A 12,598-nucleotide genomic window follows, 5' to 3' on the forward strand; every position below is an offset into this window, starting at 1 on the left:
GCCCGGCGGTTCGGGACGCACCGCGCGTCGTCACCGGGACGCGCCGCAGGCAAGGAACTTTCCTGACAGACCTGACAGAAGGGCCTCCCCCGTGCGCATACGAAGACCGCCGCTCGCCGCGGCCATGAGCGCCGCCCTGCTCACCACCGGAACGGCGCCCGCACACGCCTCCGGCGGCGGGGAGCCGCGGCCTGTCAGGGAGGGCTCGGTCGGCGCCGCCGAGCTGCTCGCCAAGGTGACGGCCTGCCGGCAGATCTCCCACGGCAAGTACCGCACGGACGAGGGGGCTCCGGCCACGGTCCCGGTGTGCGACGCGGACGGCGCGGTGTTCTGGAAGGCCGACATGGACATCGACTGCGACGGCGTGCGCACCACCCACTGCAACGAGACCAGCGATCCCTGGTTCCACGACGACACGGCCTTCCACCGGTCCGACGGCCGGCCGCTGGAGGCGGAGTCGCTGCCGTACGTGGTGGTGCCGAGCGCGAGCGCCGTCTGGGACTACGCCGAGGCCGGCATCAAGGGCGGCGGCGTGGTGGCCGTGATCCACGGCGACCGGGTCGCGTACGCGGTCGTCGGCGACACCGGCCCCTCGAACATCATCGGCGAGGCCTCGTACGCCACCGCCGAGGCCCTCGGCATCAACCCGGACCCGGCCACCGGCGGCGTGGACTCCGGGGTGACCTACATCCTGTTCAAGAACTCCCGGGTCTCGCCGATCGAGAGCCACAGCGCGGCCGTCGCCCTGGGCGAGAAACTGGCGAAGGAGTTCGTCGCCGGCGACTGAGTCGGGGCCCGGCAGCGCGCGGTCGCCGGGCCCGTCCTGCTCAGGCGGCCCGTACCGCCGTGTACACGGTGTACGCCTTGAGCACGAAGACGTCGCTCCTGCGGTGCACGCTCGCCTCGTCCGCGGGGTCGAGGAGCCGGTCGAGGGTGGCACGGTCCTCGGCGCCGATGCCGCCCTCCAGGGCCTCGCGGAGCCGGTCCAGTTCGGCGGCCACATAGGCGCGGACCGGGTCGGAGACCGGGGCGGGCAGGTCGAGCAGGAAGCTGCGGGTGCCGGCGGGCCGGAGGCCCGCGGACCCCAGCAGCGCCGGCCAGTCCTCGGTCTCGGCTACCGAGTCCGGCAGTTCGGCCCGCATGCGCGCGAACCAGTCCTCCTGCACCACGTCGATCCGGGCCTGGAGGCCGGGCCGGCCGATGCCGATGTCACGGGCCAGGAACCGGGTGGGCAGGCCGCCCTCCAGCAGGGCGAGCGTGCCGCCGGGCGCAAGCCGCTCGGCGAACGCGGCGAGGGCGGCCCGCTGGTCGCCCAGGTGGTGCAGGCTGTTGCCGGCCCACAGCAGATCCGCCGGATACTCCAACTCGTCCAGTACGCCGGGGAGTTCACCGGTGAGCGTGCGGAGCCGGTCGGCCAGGCCGAGGCGGGCGGCACGGGCCCGGGCCCGCTCGAGGAGCGGTTCGGAGCCGTCCACCGCGACGACCCGCGCACCCGGGAACGCCTCGGCGAAGAGGCAGGAGACCACGCCCGGCCCGCTGCCGGCGTCGACGACCAGGCCGGGCTCGGGCACCTTCTCCCCCAGCCACTCCATGACCGTCCGGTACAGGGGCGTGAACAGCTCCGCCTGGGCCTCCAGGTGCGGAGCCATGACGCCCCAGTCGATGTCGGTCGAACCGTGGCCGTGATGGCCGTGCCCGCCGGGGTGGGCCTCCTGGTGGCCGTGGTGTTCGTGGGGTAGGTGCGCCATGCGATCAGCCTCTCTCGTCCGGTGCGGTCAGCCTGCGCCGACGCACCTGGAGAGGGCCACTCCTGTTGCCGAGGCCGCAAAAGGGAGAGCTGGAGAAGAGGGGGAAGGGAGCCGGACGGAAAGGTGCGGCCGGGGGGCGGGTGCCCCCCGGCCGCGGGGAGGGAGCCGTCCGCCGGGACCGGCCGGCAGGACCGGCCCCGGTGGATCGACGGCTCATGAGCGGGTCACTACAGCGCCGGGTAGGCGTTCTTCATCAGCTCCTGGAACTGGGCGGAGAACCAGTGCCCGGACACCGGAGCGTTCGGCAGCGCGCCCGACATGCTGTTGTTGTTGCGGGCGTTGCCGCCGTAGGTCGGGTCGCACATGCGGTCGAAGCCCTTGCCCTCGTCGTTCGCGATGGCCGAGCTGGAACCGTCGGACTCCCCCGGGGGCTTCATCCACACGTAGGCGTCGATGCCCGCGGCCGGTGCCGCCTTCGGACGCTCGCCGAGACCGGCTCCCGCCTGGTTGCACCAGTTGCCCGTGTTGATGCGCCGGTCGTAGCGCCCGCCGTCGACGTAGGTGTCCACGCTGGTCTTGGCACCCGGACCGGCCGGACGCGCCGATCCTCCCCAGCCGTTCCTGGAGGTGTCGATCAGCATGCCGATGTTGGAGCTGAAGCCGACCGAGACGAGCTTGTTGCGGAAGGCCTGCGCGAACGACAGCTCGTCGACGTACTGGTTCCAGTCCACCCACTTGGACTGGCGCACCGAGACGCCGTTGACCTGGTCGGTGATCGAGAAGTTGTTCTCCTTCAGGGCACTGTAGTTGGCCGTGTTGGTGATGAAGCCGGCCACGTCGTTGACGGACGCGCCCTCACTGGTGGCCGCCTGCTTGAAGATGTCGGCCGACGGACCGAAGTTGTCGTCCCAGCCGATCCAGCCGTGGTGCCCGGCGTCGATGTAGTTGTAGACGTTCGGGATCTTGCCGAGCTTGGCCAGTGCGTAGCCGACGCCCTTGACGTAGTTGCCGTTGGCCTTCATGGTGTCGCACTGCGGTGTGGCGGTGGCGCGGCCGCTGGTGTTGGTGACCAGGTTCGGCAGCGAGTCGATCTCGATGGTGGTGACGATCCGCAGCGAGGAGTACTTGGAGTCGCCGAGGATGGCCGCGATCGGGTCGATGAACTGCGTCTTGTACTTGTCGATCTCCGTCGGGCCGAGCTCGCCGTTGGAGGCGAGGGCCGCGCAGTCGCGTCCCGGCAGGTCGTAGACGACGACCTGGATGACCTCTTCGCCGGTGCCCTTCTGCTTCAGGGCCTCGTCGAGGTGGGCGCGCAGGCCCATGCCGCCGTTCACGCCGTTGATCGCGGCGATGCGGTCGAGCCAGACGCCGGTGGGCTGGTTGGAGACCCTGGTGCCGCCGGGCTCGGCGGCGGCCTTCTTGGACCACTCCGGGTTCACGTACACCTTGGCGCCGACGTACGGGTTGTCGACGCGGCTTCCGTTGCCGCCGCCGGGGTTGCCGCCACCGGGGTCGCCGCCGCCCGGGTCACCTCCGCCGGGGTTGCCACCGCCGTTGTCGACGTTGCAGGTGACGCCGTCGAGGCTGAAGGAGGCCGGGATCGCGTTGGTGCCGCTGTAGGTGCCCTGGAAGCCGAAGTTGACGGAACCGCCGCTCGGCAGGCTGGCGTTGTAGGTCTCGTTGGCCGCGGTGACGTTGGCGCCGCTCTGGCTGACCTTCGCGTTCCAGAAGCTGGTGACCTTCTGGTTACCGGCGTAGGTCCACTTCAGTGACCAACTCGACTTGGCGGCACCGTTGTTCTTGACGGTGACATCGGCGGTGAAGCCGCTGTCCCACTGGTTGACCTTGTAGTCGACGGTACAGGGGACCGCGGCGCTGGCGGGTGCGGCGGTCAGCGCCGTTCCCGTGGCGCCGGCCACCAGTGCCATGGCGGCGAGTATCGATGTTCTGGTACGGCTCATGAGTGCGAGTTGCTCCTTCTGTCGAACCTGATGTGCGGTTGCGGGACTTTCGGACAGGGACGTGCGGACTGGGGCTCGCGAAGAGGGCTCACGGACTGAGGGCGCGCAGATGGTCGCGCAGCCCGGCGCCGAACGCCGTGGGCGTGCCGTCGAAGGCGGAGATGAGGGACGGCCCGGAGGCGCAGTCCCAGGTGTTCCAGGTCCAGCCCAGATAGGACAGGCCGCGGTCGTCGAACCACTTCATGACCTGGTCGATGAACCCGTGCGAGCAGGTGTTCTCGCCGATCTCCCCGGCCACCAGCGGCACCTGGGCCGCGACCGGGACGAGGGTGGAGTTCCAGCAGCTCGCGCTGGAACAGGTGTTGAAGTTGTAGACGTGGTAGGAAGCGCCCAGATTGCCCGCCGGGTCGCTGGGCCGGTAGGTGAGCCACTGGCCGAGGTCGTTGGAGTACGCGAGACCGCCGGCGAGGACGACGTTCTTCGCCCCGGCGCCGCGGATCGCGTCGACCAGGCTCTGCATGCCGGCGACCTTGTACCCGATGCCGGGGCAGGTGCCGCCGTCGCGCCAGCACTTCCAGGCGTCCGTGAGGCTGGAGGTCGCCCGGTCCGGATAGGGCTCGTTGAACAGGTCGAAGACGACGGCCTGGTCACCCTTGAAGGTACTGGCGACCGAGGACCAGAACGACGGCGTGTACTGGGCGTCGGGCATCGGCTTCTGGCAGGTGGCGTGCACGTCGGAGCAGCCCGCCGAGTTGCCGGTGTACTGGCCGTAGGTCCAGTGCAGCTCGACGATCGGCGTCATGCCGTGCGCCTCGACGCGGGCCACCAGCTCCTTGACCGCGTTGATGTAGTTGGCACCCGCGTACTCGGGTTTGATGTTGGAAAGACCCAGCCAGCACTCCTCGTTGAGCGGGATGCGGACGACGTTCGCCTTCCAGTCGGCGATCGCCTTGATCGCGGCGTCGTCCACGGGACCGTCCCAGATGCCGTAGCCCTGGACGCACATGAACTCGCCGCCGGAGCGGTTGACGCCCAGCAGCCGGCGGTTGTTCCCGGCGGCGTCGACCAGCTTGGTGCCGGAGACGTGCAGGGCGGGTGCCTTGCCGTCACCGGTCGGCGGCGGGTCCGTCGGAGGTGTGGACGGGCCCGAGTCGACGTTGCAGGTGGTGCCGTTGAGCTTGAACGTCGTCGGCACGGGGTTGCTCCCCGACTTGGAGCCGAGGAAGCCCGCGCTGACGCTCGCGCCGGTGCCGAGAGAGCCGTTGTAGCTCTCGTTGGCGGCGGTCACCTTCGTGCCGGACTGGGACCACTTGGCGTTCCAGCCCTGCGTGACCTTCTGCCCGCCGGCGAAGTCGAAGGTCAGACTCCAACTGCTCAGCGGAGCCTGGTTGTTGGTGATCTTCACGTCGCCCTGGAAGCCGGCGTCCCACTGATTGGTGACGGTGTACTCCACCGTGCACGCGGGTGCGGCTCCGTGCGCCGTGACCGCCGGCACGACCACGCTCCCGACGAGCGCGACCGCACCGGCGATGCCTAAAAGGACTGAACGCGGGGGGTGTCGCATGAGCGACTCCTTGCAGCTCTGGCGCGCCGTGACGGCCGCGTCGACTGATGGAATCGCTCCCACTGGTTCGAGTGAAGGTAGCGGCAAGTGACGGCGAAGGACAGAGGGTGTGCGAACTTTTGTCGAACTTCCTCAACTCAGCATCTATTGAAGGGGGTTGAGCTGCGTCGAATCTTTTCGACTCTTCAAGGACCTTGACCCCCTGGACACCCTTCCGCACTATGGGAGCGCTCCCACTGGTTCACGGCTTGACGCTCCTCCCCCACCTCCCCCGAGCCGCAAGGAGGAACCAGCACATGCATCCCCGACGCAGACGCCGCGGCGTGCGGCGGCTGTGGACCGCCACCGTGGCGGCCCTCGCGCTTCCACTCACCATGCTGGCTACGGGGTCGACCACCGCGCACGCGGCGGCCCTGCAGTGCAGCGTTGACTACAAGACCAACGACTGGGGCTCCGGCTTCACCGCGGACCTGACCATCACCAACCGCGGCACGGACACCATCAACGGCTGGACCCTCACCTACGGCTACTCGGGCAACCAGAAGCTCAGCAACGGCTGGAACGGCATCTGGTCGCAGTCCGGCCAGACGGTCACCGTGAAGAACGAGTCGTACAACGGGACGGTCGCCGCCGGCGCCGCCGTGAACACCGGTGCCCAGTTCAGCTACAGCGGCACCAACGCGGCCCCGACGAGCTTCGCGGTCAACGGCACCACCTGCGCCGGCGCGCACCAGCCCCCGGTGACGGTGCTGACCAGCCCGGCCCCGGGCGCGGTCTACACCCAGGGTGCCGCGGTGCCGCTCGCGGCGACCGCCGCGGCGGCCGACAAGGCGAGCATCACCAAGGTCGAGTTCTACGACGACACGACGCTGCTGGGGACCGCCACCACGGCGCCGTACACGCTCTCCGTCTCGAACCTGGCCGCGGGCAGTCACTCCCTGGTGGCCAAGGCCTACGACAGCCTCGGCGCCTCCGCGCCGTCCACACCGGTCGGCATCACGGTCGCCTCGGGCCCCGCCGTGGTCGTCTCGCCCACCCAGCTGGGCGTCCAGCAGGGCAAGACGGGCACCTTCGACGTCAAGCTGTCGAACCAGCCCAGCGCCAACGTGACGGTGAGCACCTCCCGCACCTCCGGCAACACGGGCCTGTCCGTGACCGGCGGCTCCTCACTCACCTTCACGACGTCCAACTGGAACACCGCGCAGAAGGTGACCATCACCGCGGACTCCAGCGGCACCGGCTCGGCGGTCTTCACCGCCTCGGCGACCGGCTACACCAAGGCCACGGTCACCGTGACGGAGCTGGCGGGCTCGAAGGCGTACGACGCCCGCTTCCTGGACCTGTACGGGAAGATCACCAACCCGGCGAACGGCTACTTCTCCCCCGACGGCATCCCCTACCACTCGGTGGAGACGCTGATCGTGGAGGCGCCCGACCACGGTCACGAGACCACGTCGGAGGCGTACAGCTACCTTCTCTGGCTGCAGGCCATGTACGGCAAGGTGACGGGCGACTGGTCGAAGTTCAACGGCGCCTGGGGAATCATGGAGAAGTACATGATCCCCACCCACGCCGACCAGGCGACCAACTCCTTCTACACGGCCTCGAAGCCGGCGACGTACGCGCCCGAGTACGACACGCCCAACGAGTACCCGGCGAAGCTGGACACCGGTGTGTCGGTGGGCTCCGACCCGATCGCGGGTGAGCTGAAGTCCGCGTACGGCACGGACGACATCTACGGCATGCACTGGATCGAGGACGTCGACAACGTCTACGGCTACGGCAACACGCCGGGCGGCCAGTGCGAGGCCGGCCCCACGGCCAAGGGCCCGTCGTACATCAACACCTTCCAGCGCGGCCCCGAGGAGTCGGTCTGGGAGACGGTGCCGCAGCCCACCTGCGACGCCTTCAAGTACGGCGGCAAGAACGGCTACCTGGACCTGTTCACCGGGGACTCCTCCTACGCCAAGCAGTGGAAGTTCACCGACGCCCCCGACGCCGACGCACGTGCCGTCCAGGCGGCGTACTGGGCGGACCTGTGGGCCAAGGCGCAGGGCAAGAGCGCCGATGTGTCGGCCACCGTCGCCAAGGCGGCGAAGATGGGCGACTACCTGCGGTACTCGATGTACGACAAGTACTTCAAGAAGATCGGCAACTGTGTCGGGGCCTCCTCCTGCCCGGCCGGCACCGGCAAGGACGCCTCGCACTACCTGCTCTCCTGGTACTACGCCTGGGGCGGCGCCACCGACACCTCGGCGGGCTGGGCCTGGCGCATCGGCTCCAGCCACGTCCACGGCGGCTACCAGAACCCGCTCGCGGCGTACGCCCTGAGCAGCAACGCCGACCTGAAGCCCAAGTCCTCGACGGGCGCGGCCGACTGGAGCAAGTCGCTCACGCGGCAACTGGAGTTCTACCGGTGGCTCCAGTCCTCCGAGGGCGCCATCGCGGGCGGCGCGACCAACAGCTGGCAGGGCCGTTACGCGACCCCGCCGGCCGGCACGCCGACCTTCTACGGCATGTACTACGACTGGCAGCCCGTCTACCACGACCCGCCGTCCAACCAGTGGTTCGGCTTCCAGACCTGGTCGATGGAGCGGGTCGCCGAGTACTACCAGCAGACGGGTGACGCCGCCGCCAAGACGGTGCTCGACAAGTGGGTCAAGTGGGCGCTGTCCAAGACCACGGTCAACCCGAACGGCACCTTCCAGATCCCCTCCACCCTCAAGTGGTCGGGGCAGCCGGACACCTGGAACGCCTCCTCCCCCGGCGCGAACAACTCGCTGCACGTCACCGTCGCCGACTACACCAACGACGTCGGTGTGGCGGCCTCGTACGCCAAGACCCTGACGTACTACGCCGCCAGGTCCGGTGACGCGAACGCGAAGTCGACGGCGAAGGCGCTGCTGGACGGCATGTGGAACAACAACCAGGACAGCCTGGGCATCGCCGTCCCGGAGACCCGCACCGACTACAGCCGCTTCGGCGACAAGGTGTACGTGCCCAGCGGCTGGACCGGCACCATGCCGAACGGCGACAAGATCGACTCCTCGTCGACGTTCAGCTCCCTCCGTTCCTTCTACAAGAACGACCCGGCCTGGTCGAAGATCGAGGCCTATCTGAAGGGCGGCGCGGCCCCCAGCTTCACCTACCACCGGTTCTGGGCGCAGGCGGACATCGCGCTCGCCATGGGTTCGTACGCGGAGCTCCTCGAATAAGTCCCCGCTGAACGCTCCGTGTACCGGGTCCCGTCATCCGCCGACGGGCCCCCGACCGGGCGGCTCCCTCACGGGGGGAGCCGCCCGGTCGTCACATCCTCCCGCTCCCCCTCCCGCTCCGGTTTCCCGCCTTCCGCCCTCCGTCGAGAGGAGCCCCACCGTGCGAAGAACGCCCCGCACCGGACGTGTGCTCACGGCCGTGTTCGCCCTCGCCGCCGGACTGCTCGCCGGCGCCCCGTCCGCGGTGGCCCGGCCCGCCGCACCGGCCGCGGTCGCGGCCGACACGTACACCTGGAAGAACGCCCGTATCGACGGGGGCGGCTTCGTCCCCGGCATCGTCTTCAACCGCAGCGAGAAGAACCTGGTCTACGCCCGCACCGACATCGGCGGCGCCTACCGCTGGCAGCAGTCGACGAAGACCTGGACCCCGCTGCTCGACTCGGTCGGCTGGGACGACTGGGGGCACACCGGCGTCGTCTCCCTCGCCTCCGACTCCGCCGCCCCCGACCGGGTGTACGCGGCCGTCGGCACGTACACCAACAGCTGGGACCCGGGCAACGGCGCCGTGCTGCGCTCCACCGACCGGGGCGCGAGCTGGAAGAAGGCCGACCTGCCGTTCAAGCTCGGCGGCAACATGCCCGGCCGCGGCATGGGCGAGCGGCTGGCGATCGACCCGAACAAGAACAGCGTGCTGTACCTGGGCGCGCCCAGCGGCAAGGGCCTGTGGCGTTCGACGGACTCGGGGGCGACCTGGTCGCGGGTCACGAGCTTCACCAACCCGGGCAACTACGCGCAGGACCCGAGCGACACGTCCGGATACGCCAGCGACAACCAGGGCGTCGTCTGGGTCACCTTCGACGAGTCCACCGGCACCTCCGGCAACGCGACGAAGACCGTCTACGCCGGGGTCGCCGACAAGGACAACGCGGTGTACCGCTCCACGGACGCGGGCGCGACCTGGCAGCGGCTGCCGGGGCAGCCGACCGGGTACCTGGCCCACAAGGGCGTCCTGGACGCGAAGAACGGCTACCTGTACCTCGCCTACAGCGACACGGGCGGACCCTACGACGGCGGCAAGGGCCAGTTGTGGCGGTACGCGACCGCGACCGGCACCTGGACGAACATCAGCCCGGTCGCCGTGGCCGACACCTACTACGGCTTCAGCGGTCTGACGCTCGACCGGCAGCACCCGGGCACGGTGATGGCGACGGCCTACAGCTCCTGGTGGCCGGACACGCAGATCTTCCGCTCCACCAACAACGGCGCGAGCTGGACGCAGGCGTGGGACTACACGTCGTACCCGAACCGCGCCAACCGCTACACGATGGACGTGTCGTCCACGCCCTGGCTGAGCTTCGGCGCCAACCCCTCACCGCCCGAACAGGCCCCGAAACTCGGGTGGATGACGGAGGCGCTGGAGATCGACCCGTTCGACTCCAACCGGATGATGTACGGCACGGGCGCGACGATCTACGGCACCGAGAACCTCACCAAGTGGGACAGCGGCGGCCAGTTCGCCGTGCGCCCGATGGTGCAGGGCCTGGAGGAGACGGCGGTGAACGACCTGGCCTCCCCGCCCTCCGGAGCACCGCTGCTCAGCGCGCTGGGCGACCTCGGCGGCTTCCGGCACACGGACCTGACGAAGGTCCCGTCGATGATGTTCACCTCCCCCACCTTCACCACGAGCACCAGTCTGGACTTCGCCGAGACCAACCCGAACACGGTGGTGCGGGTCGGCGACACGGACTCGGGCGCGCACGTCGCCTTCTCGACCGACAACGGCGCCAACTGGTTCGCCGGCACGGATCCGTCGGGCGTGAGCGGCGGCGGGACGGTCGCGGCCGCCGCGGACGGCAGCCGGTTCGTGTGGAGTCCGGCGGGGACGGGCGTGCGGTACTCGACGGGCTTCGGGTCCTCGTGGTCGGCGTCGGCCGGGATCCCGGCGGGCGCCGTCGTGGAGTCGGACCGGGTCGACCCGAAGACCTTCTACGGCTTCAAGTCCGGCAAGTTCTACGTGAGTTCGGACGGCGGTGCCACCTTCACCGCCTCCTCGGCCACGGGTCTGCCCAGCGGTGACAGCGTGCGCTTCAAGGCGCTGCCCGGTACTAAGGGCGACGTCTGGCTGGCGGGCGGAGCGAGCGACGGCGCGTACGGGCTGTGGCACTCGACCAACGGGGGCACGTCCTTCACCAAGCTGGCGGGCGTCGAGCAGGCCGACACCATCGGCTTCGGCAAGGCGGCGAGCGGCGCGTCGTACCAGACGCTGTTCACGAGCGCGAAGATCGGCGGGGCGCGGGGCATCTTCCGCTCCACCGACAAGGGCGCGAGCTGGACCCGGATCAACGACGACGCCCACCAGTGGGGCTGGACAGGCGCGGCGATCACGGGCGACCCGCGGGTCTACGGCCGCGTGTACGTCTCGACCAACGGCCGCGGCGTGATCTACGGCGACACCTCCGGCACCGGCGGCGGGGACACGGGCGGAGGCGACCCGGGCGGCGGTACGACACCGCCGCCGGCCGGTGCCTGCGCGGTGACGTACCAGGTCACCAACCAGTGGGCCGACGGCTTTCAGGCCGACGTGCAGCTCACCAACACCGGCTCCACGGCCTGGAACGGCTGGTCGCTCACCTGGTCCTTCCCGAACGGGCAGAAGGTCACCCAGCTGTGGAACGCCGACTACTCCCAGTCGGGCGCGTCGGTGACCGCGCGGAACGTGACCTGGAACGGCACCGTGGCAGCCGGTTCCTCGGTGGGCTTCGGCTTCACGGGGAGCTGGTCGGGGACCAATGGCAGACCGGCCGCCTTCACGGTCGGCGGCCAGAGCTGCAAGGTCTCCTGACGGGGGGAGGGGCGCGTGCCGGACGCGGCACGCGCCCCCGCTTGCTCACTCCGCCTTGCGGAACGCCCTCAGGGTGAAGACCGGGTCCGGGCGGCGGCGGTCCTGGTCGGGCAGGGCCGCCAGCCGCTCGGCGAAGGACTCGGCGAGGGGTGCGCCCGGCGGCAGCGTGACGAACCAGCCGCGGAGCAGGTCGGCGATGGTGCGACGGGGGCTGCGGCCCTGATCGCGGCCCGGGAAGAGGGCCTGCCCGGCCGGGACGAGACCGTGCGCGGCCGCGTACTCGGTGACCAGGCCGGCGTCGTCGCGGGCCGGGCTGCGGGGCCGGGAGGCGAGGACGGCGTCGATGTCGCTGCCGACGTTGTGCGCGGCGGCCTTGTCGACCGTGGTGACGTACACCCCGCCGGGCCTGAGCACCCGGGCGCACTCGGCGACCATCGCCCGCGCCTCCCCGGGGCCGGGCGCCAGGTGCAGCAGCCACACACTGGTGACGGCGTCGAACCGCCCGTCCGGGAAGGGCAGGCTGCGGCTGTCGGCGAGCACGACGGCGCCCGGCAGCCGTGCCCCGGCGTGCCGGGCCATCGCGGGCGCCCGGTCGACGCCGGTCACCCGCGCGCCGGGGCGGGCGGCGGCGATGCGGCGGGTCACGATGCCGGTGCCGCAGCCCACGTCGAGCAGTTCGCGCGTCCGGTCCGGTATGAAGCCGAGGACCGCCTCCGCCGCGGCCTCCGCTCTCGGCTCGCCGCCGCGCGAGGCGTCGTAGCGCTCGGCTTCCTCGTCGTAGTCCAGCACGCGGATCCCCCCTCCCCGTCCGGGCGCGGCTCAGCTCGCGCCGTGTCCCGGCGCGAGGTCCCCGACCCGGCGGGCCAGTTCGAAGTCCTTCTCGGTGACGGCGCCGCCCGCGCTGTGGGTGTGCACCGCGAGCGAGACCGTGTTGTAGCCCAGGGTGAGGTCGGAGTGGTGGTTGAGCTCCTCCTGCACCTGTGCGATGTGCACGACCATCGCCACCGCCGCGAAGTGCGAGCCGAGCCGGAAGGAACGGGTGAGGCGGCCCCCCTCGACGGACCAGCCGGGCAGCTCCGCCAACCGGTCCTCGACCTCCTTGTGCGACAGCGGTGCGACGGGCATGGGACCGGCTCCCTTCCTGGGCTTCTCCTGGACTGCCGCTGGACCTCTGCTGGGTCTCGCGCTCCTGTTCAGACTGCCACAGGAGGGCCGCCGCGTCCCCGGACCGGAACGGACCCGCGGCCCGTCCGGCCCCGCGCGCGGCC

General features: G+C 70.4%; 8 protein-coding genes. 3 read left to right on the top strand and 5 right to left on the bottom strand.

The genetic code is table 11. The features are described 5' to 3' along the window. The first annotated feature begins 91 nt into the window (after positions 1-91). On the top strand, positions 92-787 hold the full coding sequence (locus tag ACIP4X_RS28675; RefSeq protein WP_391454959.1) for a glycoside hydrolase family 75 protein: 696 nt from the start codon (positions 92-94) through the stop codon (positions 785-787). A gap of 40 nt (positions 788-827) precedes the next feature. On the opposite strand, the gene ACIP4X_RS28680 is transcribed toward ACIP4X_RS28675, so the two are convergent. The 3 genes from ACIP4X_RS28680 to ACIP4X_RS28690 all read right to left on the bottom strand — a co-directional run bounded on the left by ACIP4X_RS28680 (position 828) and on the right by ACIP4X_RS28690 (position 5,273). Then, entirely contained in the window at positions 828-1,748 is a 921-nt protein-coding gene (locus ACIP4X_RS28680; protein ID WP_401351280.1) for a class I SAM-dependent methyltransferase, read from the bottom strand. A gap of 227 nt (positions 1,749-1,975) precedes the next feature. After that, complete coding sequence (locus ACIP4X_RS28685) at positions 1,976-3,709, bottom strand: glycoside hydrolase family 6 protein (protein ID WP_358730106.1); 1,734 nt, start codon at positions 3,707-3,709, stop codon at positions 1,976-1,978. Between the two features lie 88 nt (positions 3,710-3,797). Then, on the bottom strand, positions 3,798-5,273 hold the full coding sequence (locus tag ACIP4X_RS28690; RefSeq protein WP_401351281.1) for a cellulose binding domain-containing protein: 1,476 nt from the start codon (positions 5,271-5,273) through the stop codon (positions 3,798-3,800). Between the two features lie 296 nt (positions 5,274-5,569). Between ACIP4X_RS28690 and ACIP4X_RS28695 the strand changes: the two genes are divergently transcribed. Further along, positions 5,570-8,488 carry a glycoside hydrolase family 48 protein gene (locus ACIP4X_RS28695; protein WP_358730104.1) on the top strand — a complete coding sequence of 973 codons (2,919 nt, stop codon included), beginning with the start codon at positions 5,570-5,572 and terminating at the stop codon, positions 8,486-8,488. A gap of 160 nt (positions 8,489-8,648) precedes the next feature. Then, entirely contained in the window at positions 8,649-11,330 is a 2,682-nt protein-coding gene (locus ACIP4X_RS28700) for a cellulose binding domain-containing protein (RefSeq protein WP_391454963.1), read from the top strand. Between the two features lie 45 nt (positions 11,331-11,375). On the opposite strand, the gene ACIP4X_RS28705 is transcribed toward ACIP4X_RS28700, so the two are convergent. Both ACIP4X_RS28705 and ACIP4X_RS28710 read right to left on the bottom strand, forming a co-directional pair. Continuing rightward, entirely contained in the window at positions 11,376-12,119 is a 744-nt protein-coding gene (locus ACIP4X_RS28705; protein WP_358730102.1) for a class I SAM-dependent methyltransferase, read from the bottom strand. 30 nt (positions 12,120-12,149) lie between these two features. Beyond that, positions 12,150-12,455: a 4a-hydroxytetrahydrobiopterin dehydratase gene (locus tag ACIP4X_RS28710; RefSeq protein WP_358730101.1), complete on the bottom strand. Its 306-nt coding sequence runs from the start codon at positions 12,453-12,455 to the stop codon at positions 12,150-12,152. Positions 12,456-12,598 lie beyond the last annotated feature (143 nt).

This window comes from Streptomyces sp. NPDC088817, assembly GCF_044750345.1.
Taxonomy (GTDB): Bacteria; Actinomycetota; Actinomycetes; order Streptomycetales; family Streptomycetaceae; genus Streptomyces.